Genomic DNA, 26,490 nt, shown 5'->3' with positions numbered 1-26,490 from the left:
ATGGGCATCCCACTTCATACACCAGGCGCGTAACACGATGATAAAAGTAAACTATCCTGACGCCTATTTTTATTGATAAATTGAATTCTCTACAGATAATCACGTCTTCAGTTTGTGATTATTTTCACATTCCATTCAAATAAAAACGATTATGGTTTCTGCGCAATAAGGTAATCTTCATTAAATCATACAGTTCCATAATGTTTTAGCACACCAATAGCTTACTGTGAATGATATATTTTTCACATAGCACCACAGTGCTATCGGTGCAAGCAGACCTATAAGTTGTCAATTAAACCCAGAAGTGATTTTGGCATCTGATCTGTATCTATCCATCAAGTGAATATTTGATATTGAAAAGGGAAGCAAAATGAAATTAAGCAAAATACAGTCAAATCTATTGTTTTTTATAATGATATCATCATCAGCCCAGGTAATCGCTAAAGATATCACTATCTTTTATACCAATGACTTACACGCGCATGTCAACCCTTATAAAGATCCTGCCGTGAGTAAAGAACGTGCCGTGGGTGGATTTGCAAATATAGCAGGCGTCGTAAAACAAGAGGAGAAAACCAATAAGGATGTTTTCTTCTTTGATGCAGGAGATTACTTCACGGGTCCTTACATCAGTACAATGACAAAAGGAGAAGCCATAATCGATATCATGAATACAATGCCTTATGATGCCGTCTCTGTAGGAAATCATGAGTTTGATCATGGTGTTGATAATTTTAAGGCTCAACTGTCCAAAGCTAACTTTCCGATTTTATTAGGCAACATTTTTTATACCCAGACAGGGAAGTCTGTCTGGAACAAACCCTACATGATAGTGGAAAAGAATGGGGTTAAGATCGGAGTTATTGGTGTACATGGGAAATTTGCATTCTATGATACGGTCGCAGCCGCAATGCGCCAGGGAATAGAAGCAAAAGATGAACTCCCATTTATACGTGAGGGAGTAAAGGCGCTTAAGGGCAAAGTTGACCTTATCGTGCTTTTAATCCACGAAGGTGTCCCTGGTCGCCAGTCCAGTTATGGTGCAAAAGATGTTCAACGTTTATTACAAGCCGATATTGATACCGCTCAAAAAGTTGATGGCATCGACGTCCTCATTACAGGTCATGCTCATGTTGGTACACCTGAACCGATAAAAGTAAACAATACACTCATTGTCTCTACCGATGCCTACGGTATAGACATGGGGAAATTAGTATTGGATTACAATAAAAAAGAGAAAAAAATTGAAGGATATAAGTTTAACTTAATAACAATGTATGCGGACACATACAAACCGGATCCTACTGTACAAGCTAAAATTGATGAATGGACCAAAAAATTAGATAAAATCACTCAAAAAGTGGTCGGACAAACCACCGATATTTTTTCTCGCTCCTATGGAGAATCATCGCCGGTTGGGAACTTAGTAAATGATGCTGTTAAATCAGGTTCCCCGGGAAGTATTGCCTCATTTTCTAATAGTGGCGGATTTCGTGCCGATTTTCCGAAGGGAAACTTATCACTTGCCGATTTAATAGGGACATTTCCCTTTGTCAATGAAATAATCACAATGGATGTTGCAGGAAAAGATCTTAAAGCCATGGCTAACCATGGCGCCAACCTAACAAATGGTATTATTCAAGTTTCAAAAAATGTATCCATAAAATATAACAGTACAAACCCCGTTGATCACCGAATCATTTCATTCACAATTGATGGAAAACCGGTACAAGATGATAAATATTATAATATTGCAGTAGATTCTTTCATGGCTGCTGGAGGCGATGGGTACCTTTCACTGAAGAATGGTAAAAATCGTAAAACGCTACCAGGTGTTCAGGAAATGGATCTGCTTGTTAGTTATATTAAAGCACAAAAAATAATCAGCCCTGATTACACTAAACGTGTACAAGATGTTGCCGCAGTTAATTAATCGCGAACCACCCTCTGTATCTATGAGGGGTTTTCTGCGTACCGCTTACACTGTATTGCCGGATGAGTAGCACTTAGCATTAATCTGGTACTAAATAAAAAACATCCCCTGTCTGTTTTATCGCCATAACACCCGCAATCAGGCCGTTTGCTGCAACACGATGTCGTTGAGTTGATCAACACCTTCAATACGCTGATTACCGTTATACAAGCGTGCATTTTGCAGCCCCACAAACAGGCGCTCGCCGCGTACTGGAGCATCGTCCCCCTGCATGACCACGGTCAGCGGGTCGTGATACCACCCGAGCGGCTGCACAACTAATTGGGTGTAGTGGCCTTTCGGGCTGGCTTCAATGACCTGTACCGGCAACGGTGAATCCAGGCTGGTACGGCGGCTGATATCGACTTCCCACGGACGCAGGAACAGGTCGACCGGCCCCTGATACGCGGGCGTATAGCCGAGCGGCCAGCGGTGTGCGCCAACGTGGAACTGCCCACCGCGAATGGTGCCTTGCAGGCGGTTAACTTCACCCATAAATTCCAGTACAAAGCGGGTCGCCGGTTCACGCCAGACTTGATCCGGCGCATCGGCCTGTTCAATATTGCCCTGGCTCATCACCACCACGCGGTCCGCCACTTCGGTGGCCTCTTCCTGATCGTGTGTGACAAAGACGCTGGTGAATTTCAGCTCTTCATGCAGTTGACGCAGCCAACGGCGCAGCTCTTTACGCACCTGCGCATCGAGGGCGCCGAACGGCTCATCCAGCAGCAGAATTTGCGGTTCAACGGCTAAGGCGCGGGCCAGCGCGACACGCTGTTTTTGTCCACCGGAAAGCTGTGCCGGGAAGCGATCTGCCAGGTGTGCCAGTTGCACCATCTCCAGCAGTGTCGTCACTTTGGCTTTAATCGCCGCCGCATTGGGACGCTCACGGCGCGGCAGGACGCTCAGGCCAAAGGCGATATTGTCGAACACCGTCATATGGCGAAACAGCGCGTAATGCTGAAAGACAAATCCCACCTTACGATCGCGCGCATGCAGGCGGCTGACGTCGGTACCGTGGAAGCGAATATGCCCGCTGGACTGATGCTCCAGCCCGGCAATAATGCGCAGCAGCGTGGTTTTACCGGAACCCGACGGCCCCAGCAAGGCAACCATCTGACCTGAAGGAATATCCAGTGAGATATCGTTCAGCACCTGGGTGCGACCAAAAGACTTCTTAATATTGGCAATCTCAATGCTCATGATTTTCCTCCTGTTGCGCGCGTTTTTCCTGATTCTCCAGGCGCCATTGCAACATGCTCTTCAAAAACAGGGTAATAATCGCCATCAGCGTCAATAGCGCCGCAGCGGTAAAGGAGCCAACGGTGTTGTAGTCCTGCTCCAGTAATTCAATCTGTAACGGCAGCGACAGGGTTTCGCCGCGAATTGAGCCGGAAACCACAGACACCGCGCCAAACTCGCCAATCGCACGGGCGTTAGTCAGCACCACGCCATACAACAGCGCCCAGCGAATGTTCGGCAGCGTCACGCGTCGGAACATCTGCCAGCCGGATGCGCCCAGCAAAATCGCCGCCTCATCCTCCTGGCTGCCCTGACTGAGCATCACCGGCACCAGTTCACGTACCACAAACGGACAGGTTACAAAGATGGTGACCAGCACCATCCCCGGCCAGGAGAACATAATTTGCAGGTTATGTTCGTCCAGCCAGCCGCCCAACGGACCGTTGGAGCCGTAAAACAACAGATACACCAGCCCCGCCACCACCGGCGAGACGGCAAAGGGAATATCCAGCAGCGTCAGCAGCAACTGGCGGCCCGGAAAGTTAAAACGGGTGACCAGCCAGGCCAGCAGAATGCCAAACACCAGATTCACCGGCACCGCAATCAGGGCGATCAACACCGTCAGCCAGATGGCATGCAGCATATCCGGATCGGCCAGATTCTGTAGTACGGGCATCAGCCCTTTACTGAACGCCTGGACGAAGATGTAGATCATCGGCACCAGCAGGATGAACGCCGACACCAGCATGCCGGTGCCAATCAGAAACCATTTTCCCCAGTTGATACGGGGGGCGTCATAACGCTTCAATTGAGTAACTTCCGCCATTAGTGACCTACCACACGTCGGCCAAAGCGACTTTGCAGGGTGTTAATTGAAAACAGCAGCAACAACGATGCCGCGAGGATCACCGAGGCAATTGCGCTGGCGGCAGGGTAATCAAATTCCTGCAAGCGAACAAAAATCATCAGCGAGGTGACTTCCGTTTTCCAGGCGATATTGCCAGCGATGAATATCACTGCGCCGAACTCGCCGAGGCTACGGGTAAACGACAGCGCCACGCCGGCAACCAGCGCTGGTGACAGCTCGGGTAACACCACCTTGCGAAAGCTTTGCAGCCGCGTGGCGCCCAGGGTTTCCGCCGCTTCTTCATATTCCGGGCCTAACTCCTCCAGCACCGGTTGCACGGTACGCACCACAAACGGAATGCTGGTGAACGCCATCGCCACCGCAATGCCAAGCCAGGTGTACGTCACCTTGATATCAAACTTTGCCAGCCATTCGCCGTAGAAACCGTTAACCGAAAACAGTGAAGCCAGCGTCAGACCGGCAACTGCCGTCGGCAGCGCAAACGGCAGGTCCATCAGCGCATCCAGCAGCGTGCGCCCCGGGAAACGATAGCGGGTTAAAATCCACGCCATCAGCAGGCCAAACACACCGTTAAATATCGACGCCACAAACGCCGACAACAGCGTCACCTTATAGGCAGCAACCACCTGCGGATTGGTAATCACATCCCAGTATTGCGCCCAGCTCATCTGTGCCAGTTGCATCACTAACGCACTGAGCGGCAGCAGCAAAATCAGGCAAACGAACAGCAGGCTGGTGCCCAGACTTAAGGTAAAGCCGGGCAGTACGCGTCGGGAGGAGACTGCAAACATTACTTACGCCCCGCCGCCAACAGTTTGTCCAGTTCACCACCGCTGGCGAAATGGGTTTTCATCACCTCAGGCCAGGAGCCAAATTTCTCTTCCACGCGGAACAGTTCGGTCTGCGGGAATTTGTCTTTCAGCTTGTCCATCACCTCCGGGTTGTTCACACGGTAGTAGTAGTCTGTGATGATGGTTTGCGCCTGCGGGCTGTACAGCCAGTTCAGATAGGCTTTCGCCGCTTTCTCGGTGCCGTTGGCCTGCACATTTTTATCCACCCAGGCAACCGGGAACTCAGCCAGAATATTGGTTTTCGGGATAACGACTTCAAAACCCTGTGCTTCATACTGTTTGCGAATGTTGTTCACTTCGGACTCAAAGCTAATCAGCACATCGCCCAGTCCACGCTCAGCAAACGTCGTAGTCGCACCGCGACCGCCGGTATCAAACACTTCGACGTTTTTCAGGAACTGGGTCATGAACTGTTCAGTTTTGGCTTTATCGCCGCCGTCCGCGTTATCGGCGGCGCCCCAGGCGGCCAGATACGTGTAACGGGCGTTACCGGAGGTTTTCGGGTTCGGGAAGATCAGCTTCACATCAGAACGGACAAGGTCGTTCCAGTCGCGAATGTTCTTCGGGTTGCCTTTACGTACCAGGAACCCCATCGTGGAGTAAAACGGTGAGCTGTTGTTCGGCAGACGGCTTTGCCAGTCGGCCGGGATCAGCTTGCCTTTGTCATGCAGGATCTGCACGTCAGTCACCTGGTTGTAGGTCACGACGTCGGCTTTCAGTCCCTGTAAAATTGCCAGCGCCTGCTTTGAGGAGCCCGCGTGCGACTGCTTGATCGTCAGCTTATCGCCGCCGTTATCTTTCGCCCATTGCTGTTCAAACGGCGGGTTGAGGGCGGCAAACAGTTCGCGGGAGACGTCGTACGAGCTGTTCAACAGCTCCGTCGCCTGCGCCTGACCGACCAGTAACAGCGACGCCATCAGCGTCAGATATCTTTTTTTCAGTAAGTTAACGGCCATTGCGCACCCTTATAAATTTGATGACTTTCTAATAGCCATAATATTTATAACGAGTGTGAAAGGAGTAACGGTTTTATATACCGTTTACTGATTTGAAAGTTGAAAAGGGAATAAGAGAAACCCCTCCTGATGGTCAGGAGGGGTTGTGCGGTCGTCAGATTCCGACGCTGACGGTCTCCGGCAACGTGCTGCCGCCGTCAATCACGTTCTGCGTCCCCGTGAGATAGCTGGATTCATCAGAAGCGAGGAAGGCGGCCAGTTCACCCACTTCCAGCGGGCAGGCCAGTCGACGCAGCGGGATCGCTTTCGCCATCTCCGTCAGCACCGATTCCGGATCGGTCGGATTGGACTGCTGCGCGATGCTTTCCGCCATCGGGGTACGCACGTAGCCCGGGCAAATCGCATTCACGCGGATCCCCGACTGGGCATACTCCACCGCCAGTGATTTGGTCAGCCCGACAATCGCTGCCTTCGACAACGCATAGGCGGTTTCACCCGGATCGGCGACCATATCGCCAGTGACCGAGGACATCATCACGATGCGTCCGTCTTTACGTTTAATCATCTCCGGCAGAACGGCTTTGGTCACGTTCCAGACGCCTTTGATGTTCACATCAATGTGGAAGTCGCGGTCTTCGTCGCTCATGTCGAGGAAGCTTCCCAGACGGCAGACGCCCGCATTGTTGACCAGAATGTCGATGCGGCCTTCCACCTCTTTCGCTTTCTTCAACGCCGCCGCCACAGACGCGGGATCGGTCACATCCGCAATCACAGCCGTACAGCGATGCCCGCGGCCACCCAGTTCGTCCGCCAGCTTTTCAATCTCATCGGAGATATCCAGCAAGATTAAGTTCGCCCCATGTCGGGCAAACACTTTAGCGATGCCTTCGCCAATGCCCTGTGATGCGCCCGTAATCAATGCTGTTTTGCCCGTGAGTTTACCCATTTCAATGCTCTCCTTGTGAATATGAAGTCTCACACTCCATTAACATTGAAAATACAGCAAAAAAGGATACGTGCTGAGGAACAGCTCACTAATTAAGGTAAATCTTAGATAAAAATAATCCCCGCCGGGGCGGGGACGCTATTTTTATGCTGGTCGTATCGACGTGCGCAGGCAGAAAGTTACAGTGCCAGCAAACGGTCCAGTGACGGCGCAAAGTAATAGCCGCCGGTTACCGGTTTGGTGAAGCGCAGCATGGCGTCGCGTTTTCCGTCGGTGTCGCCAAACATGCTCAGCAGTTGCTGTTCAATGTTGTGCAGACGCGCACAGTAGGCGCAGAAATAGAGACCATGGGTGCCGCTGGCGGTGCCGTATGGCAGGCTCTGGCGAACAATTTTCAGCCCTTTGCCGTCTTCTTTCAGATCCACACGGCTCAGGTGCGACGTTACCGGGCGATCGTCGCCATCGATCTCTTCGTTGGCTTCTTTGGTACGCCCGATCATCATCTCCTGATCGTGAATACTCATGCGGTTGAGCTGTTTCAGATTGTGTTCCCAGCGCTGAACAAAGACGTAGCTGCCACCCGCATCCACGCCGTCTTTGATGACCGCCACTTCGCGGCGCGTCTCTTCCCCTGCCGGGTTTTCCGTACCGTCGACAAAGCCGCTGAGATCACGCTCTTCCACCCAACGGAAACCGTGGATCTCTTCCTGGACCTCAATGCAATCGCCGAAGGCTTCCATCGCCGCCTGAGCGACAGAGAAGTTCACATCGTGACGCAGAGAAAGAATGTGGATCAGCACATCGTACTGGGTCGCCGGAGCCAGACCTTTACCGTAAGGGATAAAGTCTTTCAGCTCTTCAGCCCCCACTCCGCCGCTCAGGGCGCGCCAGGTGTTGTTGCCGAAGGCCACAACCGCTCCCAGATGGGCGTCCGGGAATTTCGCTTCGAAGGTCGCCAGTTTATCGGCGAACGCTTTGCTGGCGCCACGCAGGGCATCAACGTCGCCTTTCACATTCGCTTCAATCCAAATCGCCGCACGGCAATGCTCTGGCAAAATGCCACTCTGAACCTGAGACATCATTCCTCCTGAAAAATGAGAATGCCACGCAATCGTGGCATTGATGGGCGTTATTTTACCCTGTTTTTACGTTCGAGGGTTTGTCCAGACGCAAATTAACGACGCCAGATTATTTTGCTCACTTTCCACGTTTTCAGCGTATCGTCCGGCGGCATTAACCCTTCCGGTCCCTTCCATTCGCCGGTAAAGAGATAGCTGATATGTTGACTGCCTTCGGCTTTACATTCTACTGCGCTTTGCTCATCGTGGCTGGCAGGCTGACAATGACCGAACGCTTTGCTGTAGAGGTCGCTGAACGGTGTGCCAATTTCAACGCCTGCGTCGGAAGGAATCTCGCTATCCAGGACATCAATGCGGCTGATGTTACCCTGCTCGCCGTGAATGACCATCGCCACCTTGTCGCCGTTCATGGCTTCGAAAAAGCGCACCACATTGCCATTCTCAGTCTTCATGCCGCTACGCAGGCGATAGTCGCCGTCCAGCGCATCAGCAATGGCCTGCTCATTTAGCGGCGTCGATGCCGTGAGTGCGCCAACGCCCTGCTCAGTCACCTCTGTCGATGAACCAAACCAGTTCCACGGATTGGCGGCAGACCAGTTTACCGACGACAGCGTCGAACAGCCGGTCAGCACCAGCGGCATGGCACATAACAATACACGCAGCGATTTCATCTCACTTCCTTTCATTAATGATCAACGTTACCTGGAGTCCGGCTTCACCAAAAAGTTCCGTTATTCTTTTTCCAGGGTAAAACAGGCGCGCATCCGTCGATTTGTCAGCAGCCAGAGAAGTGCCACGATATCGGCCACCACCAGCGACAGGCCAACGCCGTTAACAGGGGAACCATTGAACCACAGAACGGGCTGCCAGCAGAGCAGCGCCACCTGTGCAACAATCAACAGCAGTCGCAATGCCTGCCATAAACGCGGAAAAGTGTAACGTCGCCCGCTCAGCAAAAACGCGATCACGGCAGGAATGCCGGGCAGCAGTCCCAGCCAAAAGGTGTCGTGATCGGGATAAAACAGATTCAGCAGCGCAGTGCCCTGCTCGCGAGAGGAACCGGCGATCACAAACAGCACCCAGGTCCGCGCCTGAAGCAGCAGCACAAACCAGAACAAAAAGGGCAGACGCAAATGGCCGTGGCCGTCGTAATCTGCAGGATGAAACTCAGTATTCTTCATCTTCGATCAGGCGTTTTCCCAGACACAGCACGTCGGAATGCTCATAGCCGAGTCGCTCATACATCCCCAGCACCACGTCGTTGTCTTCACGCACCATGATCTGAATTTTCGGGCAACCGCGCGCGATGAGTTTCTTCTCAAGCCGGTTAAGCAGCGCATTGGCGATGCCGCGACCGCGAAATTCCGGGTGCACGCCAAGATAATAAGCCGACCCGCGATGACCGTCGTAGCCGCCCATCACCGTCCCCACCACTTCCCCGTTCACTTCCGCAACGAGAAACAGGCTGACGTCGTGGTTCACCTTCCGCTCGATATCCATTTCCGGGTCATTCCACGGACGCAACAAATCGCAGCGCTCCCAGAGGGTGATCACCTCCTCGAAATCTTCCTGGCGAAAAACGCGTATCTCCATGGTATTGAGGCCCTTTTCAAGGTTAAAACTCCGATTATGGCGCGAACGCCCCATTTAGCCAATATCTGACGCGAAACGGCGGAAAAAATGGCATAATAGCGGATTGTCACGTATTGAAATGAAAAGTAAAACAATTCTCAACATCAAGCGTCGTAACGGATTACGCGATACGATATAACATCGGGATTCTTTTTTTTTACAACTCAGGCCGTATGAGCACTTTTAAACCGCTAAAAACTCTCACATCGCGCCGTCAGGTGCTGAAAGCCGGACTGGCGGCGCTGACATTAACAGGGATGGCGAACGCCACAGCCAAAGAAGCCCCTCTGAAAACCAGCAATGGTCACAGTCAACCTGCTACGAAAAAATCGGGCGGCAAGCGCATTGTCGTGCTGGACCCGGGGCACGGCGGTATCGACACCGGAGCCATTGGCCGCAACGGCTCCAAAGAAAAGCATGTTGTGCTGGCGATTGCGAAAAATGTGCGTTCCATTTTGCGCAGTCAGGGGATCGACTGCCGTCTGACGCGTTCAGGCGACACCTTTATTCCTCTGTACGATCGTGTCGAAATCGCCCACAAGCACGGCGCGGATCTGTTTATGTCGATCCACGCGGACGGCTTTACCAATCCCAGCGCTGCGGGCGCGTCGGTGTTTGCCCTCTCCAATCGCGGGGCCAGTAGCGCGATGGCGAAATACCTTTCCGACCGCGAAAACCGCGCCGATGAAGTCGCCGGCAAGAAAACGACCGACAAAGATCACCTGTTGCAGCAGGTGCTGTTCGATCTGGTACAAACGGATACCATCAAAAACAGCCTGACGCTGGGTTCACATATTCTCAGGAAGATCAAACCCGTACATAAACTGCACAGTCGCAGTACGGAACAGGCGGCGTTTGTGGTGCTAAAATCACCGTCAATTCCCTCGGTGTTGGTGGAAACCTCATTCATCACCAATCCGGAAGAAGAGCGATTGCTGGGCACCACGGCCTTTCGCCAGAAGATTGCCACCGCCATTGCCAACGGCGTGATCAGCTATTTCCACTGGTTTGATAATCAGAAAGCACACTCGAAGAAACGTTAATCATGAAACCCGATGCTCTACGCGTAAAACAGTTCCTGCTGAACCTGCAGGATGCCATTTGCCAGCAACTCACCGCCATTGACGGCGCAGAGTTTGTCGAAGATAGCTGGCAGCGTGACGCGGGCGGCGGCGGACGCAGTCGGGTGCTGCGTAACGGCGGCATCTTCGAGCAGGCTGGCGTCAATTTTTCTCACGTACACGGTGACGCCATGCCAGCATCGGCCACGGCCCACCGCCCGGAGCTGGCAGGACGCAGCTTTGAAGCGATGGGCGTATCGCTGGTCGTGCATCCGCTCAATCCTTATATTCCCACCAGCCATGCCAACGTGCGTTTCTTCATCGCCGAAAAACCGGGTGCCGATCCGGTCTGGTGGTTTGGCGGTGGTTTCGACTTAACGCCCTATTACGGCTTTGAAGAAGACGCCGTTCACTGGCATCGCACCGCGCGCGATCTGTGTCAGCCGTTTGGCGACGAGGTCTATCCGCGTTACAAAAAGTGGTGCGATGACTATTTCTTCCTCAAACATCGCAACGAGCAGCGCGGGATCGGCGGGCTGTTTTTCGACGATCTGAACACGCCGGATTTTGACCACTGTTTCGCCTTTATGCAGGCCGTCGGCCAGGGCTATACCGAAGCGTATCTGCCGATCGTTGAGCGCCGTAAGGCGATGCGCTGGGGTGAGCGTGAGCGTAATTTCCAGCTCTATCGCCGTGGTCGTTACGTAGAATTTAATCTGGTATGGGATCGTGGCACCCTGTTTGGGCTACAGACCGGCGGGCGCACCGAATCGATTCTGATGTCAATGCCGCCGCTGGTGCGTTGGGAATACGACTGGCAGCCGGATGCCGACAGCCCGGAGGCCGCGCTGCGCGATTTTATTCAGGTGCGTGAGTGGGTGTAATTGCCTGATGGCGTCTTACGCCTTATCCGGCCTGGCAATGACATTTCACCCGTAGGCCGGATAAGCGCAGCGCCATCCGGCACGCCGTCGCGACGTTACATCCACTGGCGCATGCGCTGGTGCAACGTCAGTGATGGTTTCTCGGCAAACAATTGCTGGTAGTCGGTGGCGAACTGCCCTAAATGCCAGAACCCCCATTGCATTGCCGCATCCTTGACCGTGGTACTCTGTGACCACGGACTGATTAATTCCCGTCGCACCGCATTCAGTCGGATCCGCTTCAGCCACGCATTCGGTCCAATCCCCAGAATCGCGTGAAATGCATTCTGCAACGTACGACGGCTGACGTGAAGCTGGTTGCAGAGGTCGAGTACCGTCAGCGGCTCCGACATATTGTCCAGCACATAGTCCCGCGCCCGGGAGAGCAGTTTGCGGTAGCCCTGATGGCTGATACTCTCCGCCGAGTTGATGGGATGCGCGTCCTCCAGCATCATGCCCATCGCCAACAACAGATTATCCCCCAGCACCTTACGCACTGCGGGTTGATGAAGATTCTCCGGATTCTCGCTAAAGGTCGCCAGCGCCTGCTGGACAAAGCCCCACAGCGCCGCCTTGTGCTGCTCTTTGACCTCCAGCGCCGACTGGTTGCGCAGCATATGCAGCACCCTTTCCGGATTATGTAAAAACTGCGCCTGGCGGGAAATCACATCCTCTGAGATAACGACCCCGAGAATCGTGTAATCATCCGGCGTGCTCAGCTCAAACTCCGTACCGCCCGGGCGGGTCGCAATCTCGGCGCTGCCGAGACACTGTGCGCCAATAAATCCCTGCTCGCCGCGCGTGGCCGGAATGCCAAACCAGAACGAATTCGGCCAGACCAGGCATGACTGACGCAGCGCCAGTCCGGTGTATTCGCGAAAAACCTGAATGTCATCAAGCAGGATTTCCGTGAATTCGCCATGAAACTTCCCCGGATGCAGCTGATCGTAAATCTGCTGCCAGGCGGTAATTGTCAGGGCGTGCTCATAAACATCCGTGGTCCGCCGCTGGTGAACGTTGTCCACTTCAACCTTTGGCGTGAGTTTAACGTCTTCGGGTAACGCTTCATGATAAAGATGGTGCAAACTGGCTGAACGGGTCTTTTTCATGATCTTTTATGCCGGACGCCTGGTAAGACGCCCGGCCCTCCGACAGGTTAATTTTTTAAGCGATAGCGACTACTGCGTTTACGCAACGCCCCGTCAGTAAAGAGCTGTTCCAGTGCGTTTCTGGCCTCTTCAAGCGGCCAGCCAAAGTGCGCGGCGACCTCTCCTGCCGTCATTCCCTGACGCACCGTCGCGAGCTGCGCCAGCAGCGCGTCGGCGTATTCAGACCGCGCAGGCGCTTCAGGCTGTAGCGCTTTCTTCTGCTCAGGAGGAGTCGACGCGCGCTTAAATCCGCCGATCAGCCACTGGGTATCGTCGTCTGGCCGACCAATTTCTTTGCGGCTGATGACGCGACCTGTGCGCTGTGCTGCGGCGCTTCCGGCATCCAGCGCCGCGCGGCACGCCGCCAGATCGCCTTCCACCACCAGCGTCACTTTGCCCGGGTCAAGCACTTCATGGCTCAGCAGGTTGACGTTGGCGGCTTTCAGCATGGCATCCGCCGCATCAACGGCGGCGACCATGCCTTCCACTTCCAGTAACCCCAGTGCATTGATCATTGATGACCTCCGTTACGCGCGCTGAACAGGGTTACGGGCGATGTCCAGAACCGCATCGGCAAAGGCATTACAGGCGGCTTTACAGGCAGCCTGGCTGCCGGTCAAAAACGCCGCCGAGTAGTTGGTTTCCGACGGTGGCGGCACGTAGGTCACCAACTGGACATCGGCAGATTTCATCGCCGCATCAATGCCATAGGTTGCTTCCAGCGGTGGTGCCACCAGATAGGCCAGCGGATCGCCCAGTGCAATGCCTGCCGTTGACGAGAGATAAGAACCGGTACGCGATACCACGTGCGCCAGAAACGCCGTGTTTTCTGCATCGTTCGCCCACTGGAACGCCGCGCCGCCTTCGATATGCGCGACCATCGCATCCAGACCGGCACGCACTTCCGCCGGGTTCGGTCCCCCCAACATAATCAGCACTTCACCCGCTGTCGGTGACGGCCCATGGGCTGCCCCGGCGTACAGCGAACGGCCATACACCACTTCAACCATCGCCTGTTTTGTCGCTTCGTCTGCGGCAATATACGTCACGTCATCAGAATCTGCCGTGATGAGACCGAGGCTACGTATATGCGGTGGTAATTTAAGTTCACGTGCAAACCCGTCGTTCACGGAAGCAATCACGCGCATCGCGCTGACCGAGGGTCGAATCAAATCTAATGCTGGCATGATGCCTCCTTAACGGGTCATGTTGATGCCGGACGCTTTCTGCTCCAGCATGCGTTTGGCCAAATCCACGATGACAGCAGCCGCTTCTACCGGCGGTGTGCCCCCCTGGTGGATATTGGAAATACAGGTACGGTCGGCCTCCACCGTCGTCGCCACGCGCGGTGAATAGACCGCGTAGCAGGAGAGACTTTCCGACTGCCCCAGCCCAGGACGTTCACCGACCAGCAGAATCACCACTTTCGCCCCGAGGATCTCGCCAATCTGGTCTTCAATCTTCACGCGGCCATAGCGGACAAAGAACGGTGTCCCGACCTTCAGCCCGGCCTGCTTCAGACCGGACAGCAGCGGCGGCAGGATCTCTTCATAGTTCGCGGTGATCGCATCGGTAGACAGGCCGTCAGACACCACCACCTGAACATCCGGATTGGCGACGCACTGTGATTTCAGCGCCTCTATGGCTTCCTGACTCAGACGGCGGCCCATATCCGGGCGCGTCAGGTAGAGATTCTTGTCGCTGATTTCCGAGCGCACTTCCAGCAGTCCCTGCGCTTTCACCCACTCTTCCGGCACCTCTTTCAGTACGGTGTCTTTCGAGCGTGAGTGATCGGCGAGAAAACGCAGCAGCGCCTGAGTGCGTGGACGCGGACCGGCACGTCCGGTACAGACGCGCGCCGCGGTGCTGCGCCGCAGTTCGGTCAGCACCTCTGCGCGGTGCGGATTTTCCACGCCAATCCAGGCTTTCGCTTCAGCGGAACCCAGATCCAGCGCGCAGCTCTCTGCGGTGGACGGCGCCGCGCACGACGTCTGGTTGCAGGACTGCGGCGACGGGGCGGCGGTCTGCGGCTGTATCTGTCCCATTGACGCCATTACGCTGCGTACAATTTCTTCAATCTGTTTTTGATCCATTGTTTGTCATCCCCGCGTCATCAGAAGAACAGTGACGGATCGCCCGCCCGTTTGGTCAGGCGACCATTTGCCATAATGCCCATTGTTTCCAGCCAGCGTTCAAACTCCGGCGACGGACGCAGATTCAGCAACTGGCGTACGGTCGCCGTATCGTGGAAGGCGGTGGTCTGGTAGTTGAGCATGATGTCGTCGCCAAGCGGCATACCCATGATGTAGTTACAACCCGCGGTAGCGAGCAGAATCATCAGGTTTTCGTTGAGGTTCTGATCGGCATCGGCATGGTTGGTGTAGCAGCAGTCGCAGCCCATCGAGATGCCGCTCAGCTTGCCCATAAAGTGGTCTTCCAGACCGGCACGAATGATCTGACGGTCATTGTAGAGATACTCCGGCCCGATAAAGCCCACCACGGTGTTTACCAGGAATGGATCGTAGTGACGCGCCAGACCGTAGTTACGCGCTTCCATCGTCACCTGGTCCGCCCCGAAGTTCGCCCCGGCAGAGAGCGCCGAGCCCTGTCCGGTTTCAAAGTACAGGCAGTTTTCCCCGGCGATCCGGTTAAACTCCGCCCCTACCGCACGCGCTTCGTCCAGCATTGCCAGCTCCACGCCGAACTCTTTTAAGCCCTTTTCACTGCCGCAGATACTCTGGAAGATCAGTCCACCCGGCGCACCGCGACGGATCGCTTCAATCTGCGTGGTAACGTGCGCCAGCACACAGCCCTGGGTCGGGATGTTGAACTTGTCGATCACCCCATAAACCGTGTCCAGCACGCGGCTTAAGTTCTCCACGTCGTCGGTCACCGGGTTGACGCCAATCACCGCATCGCCAGCCCCAAAAGAGAGCCCTTCGTAGATTTGCGCGGCAATACTCTGCACATCATCACGGGTATCGTTCGGCTGCAGACGACAACTGAAGGTGCCGGGAATCCCGATCGTGGTGTTGGCCTTTTTGATCACCGGCATTTTCTTGCCGCCGTAGATCAGATCCGCGTTAGAGCAGATCTTCGCCACCGCCGCCACCACTTCCGAGGTCAGTCCTTTACGCGTAAAGGCAATATCATCAACCGAGGTCTCATCGCTCAACACATGCTCACGCAGCTCGCTGATGCTCCAGTTCTTAATGCGGTTGTAAGCCGTTTCGTTGACATCGTCCTGAATCAGACGCGTGACGCAGTCCTCTTCATAGGAAATCACCGGGTTGTTGCGAATATCCGCCACCGTCATTTCCGACAACACCTGTTTCGCCGCTACACGCTCCTGTGAGCTTTGCGCCGCGACGCCGGCCAGCACATCCCCCGAACGCAGTTCGTTGGCTTTTGCCAGCACCTCTTTTACATCCTTAAACTGATAAACATTGCCGAACAATGTGGTCTTTAGTTTCATAAGTCGTTCCCTCAGGAAGGAAATGCGAGTGATTTCACCGTCACCGGCACAACCGATCCGCCAAACAAAGGCGTACCAATGTCGATATAGTCGCCCGCCCGGACAATCACTTCGTCAATGACCGCCAGCGGGAGTTGCTGTAACTGTGGGCGCAACAGCATGCCCAGCGCTTTACCAAAGTCCTGCTCGGCCACCACCAGCAGGGGATGCGGATTCGGGTAACGCGCGATGAAGGCCAGCAGCGCGTCGATGACCGTAAGTAATGCGGCGTAACGCACCGGCAGCGAGGCGGGAAGCGCCAGTACGTATGCGTCAGTCTGTGGATCCAGATCGAGCTGCATCAGCGCCTGTTGCCACGCGCCAACCAGATCGGCGTCATCCATCGGGATCGCCACCGGCAGATTGCGCAGCGGCAACTGAACCCCTTCCAGCCAGATGGTGCTGCCCGAGAGCGACAGCGTGTGCGCCCCTGCGCCAATCACCGTGGCGCGCACGGTCTGCGCCGGAAACTGCACGTTCATCGCACGCAGACGCGGATGCTCATGCAGCGCCGTCGCCAGCAGCGGCCCAATATCAGAAAAACAGAACGGGTCGGCAGGCAGGTTGCGATAGCACTCCCCCACGCCGCCGGACAGGGTGATCACCTCCGGCTTCGCGTCCGCTGGCAGTAACCCGGTTTGCATCAGCGTCTGCGCCAATGGCGACAGCGCGCCGTCGATCACTTCTACGATCAGACTCGCCATCCGCTGCGCTACCTGCCCTAACTGCGCGACGGTCAGTGAACGGGCATCGGTACCAACACCGAATACCTCATCGACAATCTTCTGACCGGGTTGATGGGCATGCACGACGCGCCCTTGACCGTCAGTCTCCAGCAGACGTCCGCCGACGTTCAGGCAGGCGGTGCCGCTCACCTTTCCGGCATCAAACAGCGCGTAGTTCGAAGTGCCGCCGCCGATGTCGATGTTCAGCACCCGGCACATCCGCTGTTCAGACAGGGTTTGCGCCCCGGCGCCGTGACCGGCAATCACCGATTCCAGATGCGGTCCGGCGCTGGCAACCACAAAGTCGCCGAGCGACTGGGAGAGCGTCATCACCGCCGGGCGCGCATTGCGGGTTTTCGCACTCTCGCCGGTGATGATGATGGCCCCTGAATCAACTGATTCCGGCGCGATCCCCGCCGCCTGATACTGCGCGAGGATCAGCGCTTTAAGTTCGTCCTCCCGTAACCCGCCCTGCTTATCGACGGGGGTAAAGAAGACCGGGCTTTGCCAGCTAATGTCGCGTTTGATGAATTCGTAACGGGGCACCTGCGACACAGCCGCACGGTTAACCAGTTCCAGGCGCGAGAAGATCACCTGAGTGGTCGTGGTGCCGATATCGATACCGACGCTCAGTAGCTGGCGCGTGTTCACGATTGCGCCTCCACTTCCGTTTCTGCCGGAACGTTTTCATCTTTTGGCACCAGCATCATGGCCACGCCAATTGCCGTGACACCGCCAATCAATTTGCCGACAATCATCGGGAAGATCATGGCGTTCATGTTGGCCGCCGCGAAACCTAAGTGGTCACCCAGCGCGAAGGCTGCGGAGACGGCGAAGGCGCAGTTGATCACTTTGCCGCGGGTATCCATCTGCTTCATCATGCCGAACATCGGGATGTTATTCGCCAGTGTCGCCACCATGCCGCCTGCCGCCATATTGTTGATTTTCAACAGGCTACCAACACGCATCAGCGGTTTCTCAAACCAGCGGGTCAGCAACAGCACCATCGGATACGCCCCGAGCAGCACGCAGGAAATAGAACCGATCACTTCAATGGCGCGCATCACTTCACCGGGGGTGTCGCCAGGCGCCATGAAGATCGGGTCGAGACCAGGGATCAGCTCCCAGCCCAGCAGGAACTTGATGACTGCCGCGGCGAGACCAATGGTGATCAGCGCGACGAGGAATTTGGCGAAGATCTGGAAGCCGTTGATCATTTTTTCCGGGATAAATTTCAGTCCCAGCGCCACCAGCACGGCGACGATGATCACCGGGATCATGTTCATCAGGATCAGCGCGAAGGTGAACTCGACCGGTTGTCCATTGATCTCAACGCCCGAATACATCGCGACCAGACCGCCGGCAATACAGCCAATAGGGATCGTGACAATGCCTGCCAGCACGCCAAGCGCCAGATAACGGCGGTCGGACGGTTCGATAATGCCCAGCGCAACGGGGATAGAGAACACGATGGTAGGTCCCATCATTGCCCCCAGAATCAGCCCCGAGTAGAGCCACGCCGCGACATCGCCACCTGCCAGCTCTTTGGCGAGGAAGAAGCCGCCCATATCGCACGCCAGCAGCGTTCCGGCGAACATCGACGGGTTCGCACCAAGCATTTCATACAGCGGAATAATCACTGGCCCAAGCAGTTTGGCTAACACCGGCGCCAGCGCGGTCATACCGACCATCGCCAGTCCCAGTGCGCCCATCGCCATAAATCCTTCTTCGAACTGACCGCCGGATCCCTCAATACTTTTGCCGAACTTCCCGAGGTAACGCGCCGACCCGCCGAACTGCGACAGGATCCTGTCCACGGCGGCAATCAGCATAAAGAACATCATGATGTACATGATGATTTCGTTAATTCCCATACCCTTATCTCCATTTGCCAGGGTTTTCGTAGGCCTGATAAGCGCAGCGCCATCAGGCAATGATGCCGCGTTTTGCCAGATGGCGGCGCGAACGCCTTATCTGGCCTACGTCCTGGTATGCTTTTATTGTGCCGCCGCGTACAACTCGATAATGTCGCTCTGCGTGGCGGTGCGTGGGTTGCTGCGTATACAAATATCCTCCAGCGCGGCTTGCGCCCAGACGCTGTAGTGTTCTGGTTTTGCGCCGACATCAGCGAGCCGTTTGTTCAGGCCCACCTCCGCAATCAGTTCGCTGACTGCGGCGATAGCGTCGCGATCGTCTGCTTTCTTATTGGTTAAGGCGCGCCCGATATGGCTAAAGCGTTCGCGACACACCATGCGGTTAAAGCCCATCACCGTCGGCAGCAGCATGGCGTTCGCCTGGCCATGCGGAATGTGCAATGTGGCGCCAGGCTGATGCGCCATCGCATGACACAGCCCCAGCCCGGCGCTGGAAAACGCCATTCCTGCCATGCAGGAGGCCAGTAGCATGCTCTCTCGTGAGGCGAGGTCATGACCGTAACCCACCGCTTTCGGCAGCGATTTGCCAATCATCGCAATCGCGCCAATCGCCAGGCTGTCGGTAAACGGCGAGGCATTCAGCGCGCTGTATGCCTCAACCGCGTGCGTCAGCGCATCAATCCCGGTCATTGCCGTCACATGAGGCGGTACGCCTTCGGTCAGCGCGGCATCGAGGATTGCCACGTCCGGCATCAGCGTCGCATGTGCCAGCACCTGTTTGCGTCCCGTCGCCGCGTCGATAATCACCGTTACGTTAGTGGTTTCCGATCCGGTTCCGGCGGTGGTGGGGACGGCAATCAACGGCAGGCGCGGACGTAAACTGCTGTATTCCGTCATCTCCGCCAGCGTCTGATTTGGATTCGTCACCAACAGGGCGACTGCTTTTGCCGCATCCAGCACTGAACCGCCGCCAAAGGCGACAACGCCGTCGCATTTTGACTCGCGCAGTTGGGCGACCGCCGCGCAGACGTCGGTGATGCACGGCTCACCCATCGGACACGGCCAGACCGTCATCGCCACGCCTTTCATCGCCAGACTGCGCTCTAACGACGCGGTCATCCCCGCCTGATGCAGGAAACTGTCGACCATCACGAACAGATGGCTTAATCCTCGCGATTGCGCTTCCTGTCCGCAGGAACTGAGCGCCCCGAGCCCGCACAGCGTGACCGGCGGTACGCTGAACGTTTTCACGCGTTGCAGATTCAGGGTATCGAATGCCTGAAAGAGCGCCGTTTGCAATTCAGCTTGCATAGATTCCCTCCGCTTTCTCTCTCCCGCTGTTTGCGATCGCCAGCGGTGTCATAAACAGGCTGTGCCGGGGCAGATGTACCTGGAGTTCAGGAAAGCGCTGGCGAAACAACGCCTCCACGCCCGGTTGCATACAGGAGCCACCCGCCAGCCATAAATCGGCTATTTCTTGTCCTTCGATATGACGGGCAACGATCTCCGCCATTTTTTCGTAGACCGGTTTTACTACCGGCCAAATCTCCTGCGCGTTGCTGCGCTTGACCTGCTCGGCCTCTTCCAGTTCGATGCGCCGGTTTCCGGCCAGAGTCAGAGAAATATGGTGACCGCCCGTCGCCTCATCCGCCGAGTACGTCACTTTGCCCTGCTTAACGATGGCGATCCCGGTCGTGCCGCCACCGATATCCACGACACCGGCGTTATCCAGTTGCAGCAGATCGGCGACCGCGGTTGGTTCATCCAGCACATGGCTGACCTCCAGCCCGGCAGATTCCAGTACGTTGATGGAGATGCGCGGGTCGGTGCCCGGCGGGAACGACGTCGCCGCGTGGGTAAACCGGCTGCCGAGCTGTTGTTCGAGCGTATCGAGATGGCGGCGCACGATAGTGATCGCGCCGAAGAAATCCCAGACGATGCCGTCGCGCACGACGTCAGCCCAGTCAAGACACACCGCGACCGGCTGTCCGTCGCCGTCGACAACCATCGACACCACGTCGCAGGTGCCGAGATCAACACCCAGCCACAGCGCGGAATCGCTTGTCGCAGGCGCCTGATTACACAGGTCAGCGGCTTTTTGCAGTCTTGGCGTGAGCCAACTTTCTTCGTCGTGCGCCATCTCTCTCTCCTTAAACGATGCGGAACGCATCCACCAATACACAGCGACGCAGACGCACAAACGTACGCGCACTGGTCACCCCTTCCCCGGTTGGCGTGGTGATGGTCATGGTGGTCCAGCCTTCACCGCCCAGTCCCAGTCCGGCAATGCACGGTCCGTTCTTGACGAAGATGCTGGTATCAATGGCGTTCGCCATCTGGTTCATGTTGTCGATGTTGCGCGAGTGCATCGCAGCGGTATGGTGACAGCCGCCTTCCAGTTGCACCGCCAGCGCAATAGCCTCGTCGACATTTGCCACCCGTACCACCGGCAGGACCGGCATCATCAGTTCCGTGACGGCAAAAGGATGCGTGGCAGGCGTTTCAACAAACAGCAGTCGGGTTTGATCCGGGACCTGCAGGCCAATGGCGGCGGCGATTTTTGCCGCGTCGCGTCCAACCCAGTCACGGCTGACAGTGCCTTTGCCACGCTCATCGATATTTTTCAGCAACACCGGCTGGAGCTGTTCGGCCTGCGCGGCGCTCAGTTTCACCGCCTGCTGGCCTTCCATCAGGCGCATCAGCTCATCCGCCACGCTGTCGACGACAATCAGCACCTTCTCATCAGCGCAAATGATGTTGTTATCGAAGGACGCGCCTTTGACGATGGATTGCGCAGCCCGCGCCAGATCCGCCGTCTCATCGACAACCACCGGCGGATTACCGGCACCGGCGGCAATCAGACGTTTATTGGTGTGTTTGCGGGCGGCGTCGACCACCGCTTCGCCGCCGGTGACGACCAGCAGACCAATGCCTGGGTACTTAAACAACCGCTGCGCGGTTTCGATATCCGGGTTCGCCACGGTCACCAGCAGGTTTTCCGGGCCACCCGCCGCCACCACCGCCTGGTTAAGCAGTGTGATCGCGCGTTGTGAAACGCCTTTCGCCGCCGGATGGGGGGCGAACACGACGCTGTTACCTGCGGCAATCAGGCTGATGGCGTTATTAATCACCGTTGCCGCCGGGTTAGTGGATGGCGTCACTGAGGCGACGACGCCCCACGGCGCATTTTCGATCAGCGTCAGGCCGTTATCGCCGGTGAGTACCTGTGGCGATAAACACTCCACGCCCGGTGTCCCGCGTGCCTGTGCCACGTTTTTGGCAAATTTATCGTCGACGCGTCCCATGCCAGTCTCTGTGACGGCAAGTTCCGCTAATTCTTTGGCATGCTTTTCGCCCGCTTCACGAATGGCGTGAATGGCAAGCTGGCGCATCGCCACGCTCTTCAGCCCCTGCTGAGCGACTTTTGCTGCCGCCACCGCATCATCCAGGGAGGCAAAGACGCCCATTTCATGAACGGCGGTCGCTGGCTGGCTGCTGTCTTTCATTTTCAGCAGTACCGCTTTCACCACCTGTTCAATATCCTGTTGATTCATGATGTTCAGTCCTATTTGTGGAATATCACCTGACCGCCAGCCACCACTTCATCGACGATACCAATCACGCACAGATCGACAGGGGACGCTTCGCTGCGATGCGCCTGGCGAGCAGAACTGCCGCTAACCAGCAGCACCCACTCCCCGGTACCCGCCCCGATGCTGTCAATGGCGACGGCACACTGCCCGTCGGGATTTCCCTGGGCATCGATCATCTCCACCATCAGCAATTTGTCGTGTGCCAGTCCCTGATGGCGTACGGTACAAACGATTTGTCCTGTGACGACTGCCAGTTTCATACCCGCCTCCGTGGGTTAAGTTGTGCTGCGATCCTGTAGGCCGGATAAGCGCAGCGCCATCCGGCCCCCAGTCCTGCTTAGATGTTGCTGTCGCCTTTGAAGCTGATCGGGAACACTTCTTCCAGATCGCCATGCGGACGCGGGATCACGTGAACAGAGACCAGTTCGCCGATACGCTGTGCCGCTGCGGCACCGGCATCCGTTGCTGCTTTGCAGGCCGCGACATCGCCACGGACCATCGCAGTCACCAGACCGCCGCCAATCTGTTTCACACCAACCAGCTTCACGCGTGCGGCTTTTACCATCGCATCAGAGGCCTCAATCAGTGCAACCAGGCCCCGGGTTTCAATCATTCCTAAAGCTTCCATTGTGTTTTCCTCTCATGGGGTCCAGAACGGGACCATTTATACAACCAGGGTTTGTGAGTCACGTTCGCGACTCACGTCAGTCTGGCGCGGCACGGCTGCCACCAACGCCAGTTCGATAATTTCCTGTACGCTACAGCCTCGCGAAAGGTCATGAAGCGGTGCGGCAAGCCCCTGAATCAGCGGCCCGATGGCACGATATCCGCCCAGACGCTGGGCGATTTTGTAACCAATATTGCCGGCCTCCAGTGACGGAAAAACCATCACGTTGGCGTGACCCCGTAGCGGACTGGCAGGCGCTTTTTGCGCGGCGACCTCCGGCACAAAGGCGGCGTCAAATTGCAGTTCGCCATCCACCAGTAGCGTGGGTGCGCGTTCACGAACAATCTCTGTTGCCTGCTGCACGTTCGCCACGCAGGGATGACGGGCGCTACCCTGACTGGAGAATGACAGCATTGCCACGCGCGGTTCTTCACCGGTGATACCGCGCCAGGTGTCGGCACTGGCGATCGCGATATCCGCCAGTTGTGCCGCCGTTGGCTGCGGCACCACGCTACAGTCGGCAAACCCTAACGCCGGTCCGACGTACTGCGGCAGCATCAGGAAAAGAGACGACAGCGTTTTACACCCCGGCTGCAGGCCAATAATGCGTAAGCCCGCGCGCAGCACGTTAGCCGTGGAGGAAAGATTGCCGGCGATACAGACATCCGCCTTGCCTGCGCTAACCATCGCCGCTGCAAACATCAGCGGGTCATTGAGTTTCTCAACGGCATCCGGCGGCGTTTTCTCCCCGGACCGGGCGAGCCAGCGCTCTGCGAACGCTTCACGCATCGCCAGGTTGCTGTGCGGGTCGATAACCTGAATACCGTCCAGCGCCACCCGATGCGTGAGGGCGAACTGGCGCAGCGCGAACGGGCTGGCCACCAGAATGGGGTGCGCCAGGCCGTGCTGTTGCAGGTAGTGCGCTGCTTTCAGCACGCGTTCGTCTAACGCATCCGGAAAGACCACCCGGGCCGGGGCTTGCTGAGCCCGTTCGCGGGCGCGTTCAATGATCATTGTTCACCTCCCAGTCGCTGTTGGATCTGGCTGACGGTGAGCGGGTGTTTGGTGACACTCAGAATCATCATCACGTAGACCGCGCTGGAAAGACGGTTCAGCGCCTGCAAAATATCCGGTCGCAGGACGTCAAAACCGCGGGTGATAAAGACCTGGGCGGCGATCGTTTCCGTCTCGCGAACTTTGGTACGTAGCAGATTCAGCAGCGCGGACTCACGACCATGACTGGCTTCAGGCACCAGATGATCGTGCTCCAGATAACGCAACGGTTGATGGGAAAGACGATGCAGATCATCCTCGTTCAGCCCGACAATGGACTGTGCCGCCAGGGGTTCATCCATCGCATCGGCGCGCATAATATTGCCCAGCCGCGAACGAATATCCGCCAGCCAGGGCTGCCATGGCTCCGCCAGTTCGATTTGCAGCCACACCGCCAGCGCGATGGTGCTGTCCAGCGCGGCACGAAAGCCCAGACGCGGATCGCTTTTGGCGACCATTTTGTCCGCCGTCAGGTGGGTCAAGGTGTCAGGCTTTTTCGCCACCGGCTGGCGACACAGTTCACAGCAGGCCTGGGGATGCGTATCGCTACTGGTTAACCCGTGCACCGGCTGCGGCTGCTGTTGCTCGTCGTCGACAAACAGACTGCCCTGCTCATCCAGAAACTTGATGCGCAGATGACGGCCTTCCAACAGTTCGCGGGCAGAGGGCGTCAGGCGAGCGTCAGCAGGGAGATGGATTTCCGCCCCTTCGCTGAGCGTATGGTTCGCTCTGAGCCATGCTTCGGTGATGAAATCTTTCATACCGATTGCCAGTTCGCAGGCCACGCAACGTACAGGAAGCGCACGGTCGTCGGCGTGCCAAATTCAATGCTCGAGCCTTTGGGGATAAACATGACATCCCCGGCTTTGGCGATCATCGTTTCACCTTCATGGCGCACATGCAGTTCACCGTCGAGCACCATGTCGATTTCGTCGTAGTTCAGCGTCCACGGGAAGAACGCGTTATCCCACTGCATGAACCCGGCGGCCATACTGCTGCCGTCCTGCTCGGTAACGAGATCGGTCAGGCCCACGCAGTGCGGCTGTGCGCCGTCGAAGCGGCCAAACTTAACGCTGCTGCCATCGATCACTTTGATGCCGCCTTTGCCGGTCACCGAATGAAAACCCGGTTGCATCCCGCCCTGCTCCAGCGACTGTTTTTCCTTCAGCACTTTGTCCATCAACTGCGAAACCAGACTCTCGGTAAACTGCCCTTCCGGTAGTTGCGCGATGATAGTTTCACGAATGCGCTGCGTTTCAGATTTGGCCTCGTCCACACTGCACGCTGCCGTTGGCGCGCATCCCTCGCACTCCACAATCGTGATGCCCAGTAACTCCGCGACTTCACGGGCTTCCGGGGTGATGATGCTGGCGCGCAGCACCACCGACATCTCTTGTTCGCCTCGTGCGTGCGCCGCACGTATATCGTTAGCTGTGATAAGTGTTTTCACCTGCCCCTTCCTCCTTTTGGCTGAGCTCAGTCAGATAGTCCACCAGGTGCTGCACGCTTTGCGGGTCATGGCTGTTGAGTTCGAAAATCGGCTCCTGAAACCCAATCCCGCGCAGTAATTCCCGCGTTGCGGTCACGTCGGCATCTGGCATATCCGTTTTGCTGATCACGGCGATGTGTCGTTTACTGGCACCGATATCTAACAGCCCGGCAGGTAAGCGACTTTCTTTGTCATTGGCCGCATGGACATAAATCAACGTATCAACGTCCTGCAGCGTGGTAATTAAGGCGTGATACCAGCGGGGATGACTGAAATATTCCCCTGGCGTATCGATATCGCCATTTTTATTAAATTCCACGGCCTGCGTTTTTCTGGCGAGGGAATAATTTCCCTGTAAGGCATTAAAAAGCGTTGTTTTTCCCGCGCCGACAGTGCCAACAAACGCAATACGTTTCATAAGCACCTCAGAATTAGCTTTTCGTCAGGTCGCAGAGGGTGAAATTTAATAACCGCCCCAGCCCACTGACCGTTTGCAATAAGGCCTCTTCTACCGCGCCGACCGAGCCGTAGATCACCAGCGCACCACTGAATCTGTCGAGAAAACCGATATGTACGTCGGCAGCCTTCATCGCCAGATCGCCGGCAATCATCGCGGTTTCTCCCGGCGTCAGGGTCATAATGCCGATGGCCCCTGCTTCGGGAACGCCGATCTTTTTCGCCAGTTCTTCACCTGGATGCGCAATGAGATGCGCCAGCGTGACCTGTTTGCCCGGCACAAATTCCTGAATGATGCGTTCTTTATCCATTGCTCACCGCCTGTGTTAAGACTGGGCTTATCGTGGCAATTTTTTGTCAGGGTAAATAACAAAATTCGGCAAGGTGATTTAAAAGGTGAAGTGGATCACTAATACGCAGAAAATAAAAAGGCGCGGGAGA

General features: G+C 56.0%; 29 protein-coding genes. 3 read left to right on the top strand and 26 right to left on the bottom strand.

Annotated features, from left to right (window positions below; genetic code table 11):
* Positions 1-370: 370 nt before the first annotated feature.
* On the top strand, positions 371-1,933 hold the full coding sequence (locus tag WM46_RS01090; RefSeq protein WP_262360436.1) for a bifunctional metallophosphatase/5'-nucleotidase: 1,563 nt from the start codon (positions 371-373) through the stop codon (positions 1,931-1,933).
* 138 nt (positions 1,934-2,071) lie between these two features.
* Here WM46_RS01090 and cysA read toward each other — a convergent pair whose 3' ends face one another.
* The 9 genes from cysA to WM46_RS01045 form a co-directional block, all read right to left on the bottom strand.
* Positions 2,072-3,175 carry a sulfate/thiosulfate ABC transporter ATP-binding protein CysA gene (gene cysA, locus WM46_RS01085; protein ID WP_102601200.1) on the bottom strand — a complete coding sequence of 368 codons (1,104 nt, stop codon included), beginning with the start codon at positions 3,173-3,175 and terminating at the stop codon, positions 2,072-2,074.
* The gene (gene cysW, locus WM46_RS01080) at positions 3,165-4,040 is read right to left on the bottom strand and encodes a sulfate/thiosulfate ABC transporter permease CysW (RefSeq protein ID WP_061074909.1); all 876 of its coding nucleotides are present in this window, start codon (positions 4,038-4,040) and stop codon (positions 3,165-3,167) included. Before cysW ends, cysA begins: the two co-directional genes overlap by 11 nt.
* On the bottom strand, positions 4,040-4,873 hold the full coding sequence (cysT, locus tag WM46_RS01075) for a sulfate/thiosulfate ABC transporter permease CysT (protein ID WP_061074910.1): 834 nt from the start codon (positions 4,871-4,873) through the stop codon (positions 4,040-4,042). Before cysT ends, cysW begins: the two co-directional genes overlap by 1 nt.
* Entirely contained in the window at positions 4,873-5,889 is a 1,017-nt protein-coding gene (gene cysP / locus WM46_RS01070; RefSeq protein ID WP_061074911.1) for a thiosulfate/sulfate ABC transporter substrate-binding protein CysP, read from the bottom strand. The genes cysT and cysP overlap by 1 nt, the downstream gene beginning before the upstream one ends.
* A 154-nt stretch (positions 5,890-6,043) precedes the next feature.
* On the bottom strand, positions 6,044-6,835 hold the full coding sequence (ucpA, locus tag WM46_RS01065) for an SDR family oxidoreductase UcpA (protein ID WP_061074912.1): 792 nt from the start codon (positions 6,833-6,835) through the stop codon (positions 6,044-6,046).
* 179 nt (positions 6,836-7,014) lie between these two features.
* A complete protein-coding gene (gene yfeX, locus WM46_RS01060; RefSeq protein ID WP_061074913.1) occupies positions 7,015-7,914 on the bottom strand; it encodes a porphyrinogen peroxidase in 900 nt (299 codons plus the stop codon).
* Positions 7,915-8,009: 95 nt separating this feature from the next.
* On the bottom strand, positions 8,010-8,585 hold the full coding sequence (locus tag WM46_RS01055) for an RpoE-regulated lipoprotein (protein WP_102601199.1): 576 nt from the start codon (positions 8,583-8,585) through the stop codon (positions 8,010-8,012).
* 60 nt (positions 8,586-8,645) lie between these two features.
* Positions 8,646-9,095, bottom strand: coding sequence for a DUF2919 domain-containing protein (locus WM46_RS01050; RefSeq protein WP_102601198.1), 450 nt, complete (start codon positions 9,093-9,095; stop codon positions 8,646-8,648).
* Positions 9,082-9,507: a GNAT family acetyltransferase gene (locus tag WM46_RS01045; RefSeq protein ID WP_042317665.1), complete on the bottom strand. Its 426-nt coding sequence runs from the start codon at positions 9,505-9,507 to the stop codon at positions 9,082-9,084. Before WM46_RS01045 ends, WM46_RS01050 begins: the two co-directional genes overlap by 14 nt.
* Before the next feature lie 212 nt (positions 9,508-9,719).
* Between WM46_RS01045 and amiA the strand changes: the two genes are divergently transcribed.
* The gene (amiA, locus tag WM46_RS01040; protein ID WP_061074916.1) at positions 9,720-10,589 is read left to right on the top strand and encodes an N-acetylmuramoyl-L-alanine amidase AmiA; all 870 of its coding nucleotides are present in this window, start codon (positions 9,720-9,722) and stop codon (positions 10,587-10,589) included.
* Positions 10,590-10,591: 2 nt separating this feature from the next.
* Complete coding sequence (gene hemF, locus WM46_RS01035) at positions 10,592-11,491, top strand: oxygen-dependent coproporphyrinogen oxidase (protein ID WP_102601197.1); 900 nt, start codon at positions 10,592-10,594, stop codon at positions 11,489-11,491.
* A 95-nt stretch (positions 11,492-11,586) separates the two neighbouring features.
* Here the strand turns inward: hemF and eutR are convergent, their stop codons facing one another.
* The 17 genes from eutR to eutS form a co-directional block, all read right to left on the bottom strand.
* Positions 11,587-12,639, bottom strand: coding sequence for an HTH-type transcriptional regulator EutR (gene eutR / locus WM46_RS01030; protein WP_061074918.1), 1,053 nt, complete (start codon positions 12,637-12,639; stop codon positions 11,587-11,589).
* Positions 12,640-12,686: 47 nt separating this feature from the next.
* On the bottom strand, positions 12,687-13,193 hold the full coding sequence (gene eutK / locus WM46_RS01025; RefSeq protein WP_061074919.1) for an ethanolamine utilization microcompartment protein EutK: 507 nt from the start codon (positions 13,191-13,193) through the stop codon (positions 12,687-12,689).
* A 12-nt stretch (positions 13,194-13,205) separates the two neighbouring features.
* Complete coding sequence (gene eutL, locus WM46_RS01020; protein WP_046484833.1) at positions 13,206-13,865, bottom strand: ethanolamine utilization microcompartment protein EutL; 660 nt, start codon at positions 13,863-13,865, stop codon at positions 13,206-13,208.
* Between the two features lie 9 nt (positions 13,866-13,874).
* Positions 13,875-14,771, bottom strand: coding sequence for an ethanolamine ammonia-lyase subunit EutC (gene eutC / locus WM46_RS01015; RefSeq protein WP_102601196.1), 897 nt, complete (start codon positions 14,769-14,771; stop codon positions 13,875-13,877).
* A gap of 20 nt (positions 14,772-14,791) precedes the next feature.
* Positions 14,792-16,153 (bottom strand): ethanolamine ammonia-lyase subunit alpha, encoded by a 1,362-nt coding sequence (gene eutB / locus WM46_RS01010; protein ID WP_061074921.1) that lies wholly within the window; start codon positions 16,151-16,153, stop codon positions 14,792-14,794.
* An 11-nt stretch (positions 16,154-16,164) separates the two neighbouring features.
* Positions 16,165-17,568 (bottom strand): ethanolamine ammonia-lyase reactivating factor EutA, encoded by a 1,404-nt coding sequence (eutA, locus tag WM46_RS01005; protein ID WP_061074922.1) that lies wholly within the window; start codon positions 17,566-17,568, stop codon positions 16,165-16,167.
* Positions 17,565-18,791, bottom strand: coding sequence for an ethanolamine utilization protein EutH (gene eutH, locus WM46_RS01000; RefSeq protein ID WP_061074923.1), 1,227 nt, complete (start codon positions 18,789-18,791; stop codon positions 17,565-17,567). The genes eutA and eutH overlap by 4 nt, the downstream gene beginning before the upstream one ends.
* Positions 18,792-18,914: 123 nt before the next feature.
* Positions 18,915-20,102, bottom strand: coding sequence for an ethanolamine utilization ethanol dehydrogenase EutG (gene eutG, locus WM46_RS00995; protein ID WP_102601195.1), 1,188 nt, complete (start codon positions 20,100-20,102; stop codon positions 18,915-18,917).
* Positions 20,092-20,931 carry an ethanolamine utilization protein EutJ gene (gene eutJ, locus WM46_RS00990; protein ID WP_102601194.1) on the bottom strand — a complete coding sequence of 280 codons (840 nt, stop codon included), beginning with the start codon at positions 20,929-20,931 and terminating at the stop codon, positions 20,092-20,094. Before eutJ ends, eutG begins: the two co-directional genes overlap by 11 nt.
* 10 nt (positions 20,932-20,941) lie before the next feature.
* Positions 20,942-22,345 (bottom strand): aldehyde dehydrogenase family protein, encoded by a 1,404-nt coding sequence (locus WM46_RS00985; protein WP_061074925.1) that lies wholly within the window; start codon positions 22,343-22,345, stop codon positions 20,942-20,944.
* An 11-nt stretch (positions 22,346-22,356) separates the two neighbouring features.
* Complete coding sequence (gene eutN / locus WM46_RS00980; RefSeq protein WP_042317652.1) at positions 22,357-22,644, bottom strand: ethanolamine utilization microcompartment protein EutN; 288 nt, start codon at positions 22,642-22,644, stop codon at positions 22,357-22,359.
* Positions 22,645-22,721: 77 nt separating this feature from the next.
* Complete coding sequence (eutM, locus tag WM46_RS00975) at positions 22,722-23,012, bottom strand: ethanolamine utilization microcompartment protein EutM (protein WP_000387720.1); 291 nt, start codon at positions 23,010-23,012, stop codon at positions 22,722-22,724.
* A 36-nt stretch (positions 23,013-23,048) separates the two neighbouring features.
* Positions 23,049-24,065, bottom strand: coding sequence for a phosphate acetyltransferase (pta, locus tag WM46_RS00970; RefSeq protein ID WP_102601193.1), 1,017 nt, complete (start codon positions 24,063-24,065; stop codon positions 23,049-23,051).
* Positions 24,062-24,865, bottom strand: coding sequence for an ethanolamine utilization cob(I)yrinic acid a,c-diamide adenosyltransferase EutT (eutT, locus tag WM46_RS00965; RefSeq protein WP_102601192.1), 804 nt, complete (start codon positions 24,863-24,865; stop codon positions 24,062-24,064). The genes pta and eutT overlap by 4 nt, the downstream gene beginning before the upstream one ends.
* On the bottom strand, positions 24,862-25,554 hold the full coding sequence (gene eutQ / locus WM46_RS00960; protein WP_102601191.1) for an ethanolamine utilization acetate kinase EutQ: 693 nt from the start codon (positions 25,552-25,554) through the stop codon (positions 24,862-24,864). Before eutQ ends, eutT begins: the two co-directional genes overlap by 4 nt.
* Positions 25,532-26,011, bottom strand: coding sequence for an ethanolamine utilization acetate kinase EutP (gene eutP, locus WM46_RS00955; RefSeq protein WP_061074929.1), 480 nt, complete (start codon positions 26,009-26,011; stop codon positions 25,532-25,534). The genes eutQ and eutP overlap by 23 nt, the downstream gene beginning before the upstream one ends.
* A gap of 13 nt (positions 26,012-26,024) precedes the next feature.
* Positions 26,025-26,360 (bottom strand): ethanolamine utilization microcompartment protein EutS, encoded by a 336-nt coding sequence (gene eutS, locus WM46_RS00950; protein ID WP_042317647.1) that lies wholly within the window; start codon positions 26,358-26,360, stop codon positions 26,025-26,027.
* Positions 26,361-26,490: the final 130 nt, after the last annotated feature.

Origin of the sequence: Citrobacter freundii complex sp. CFNIH2 (assembly GCF_002880615.1) — a bacterium.
Classification (GTDB): domain Bacteria; phylum Pseudomonadota; class Gammaproteobacteria; order Enterobacterales; family Enterobacteriaceae; genus Citrobacter_A; species Citrobacter_A amalonaticus_F.
The sequence above is the reverse complement of the archived record's forward strand: the minus strand, read 5'-3'. Positions and strand labels throughout refer to the sequence as shown.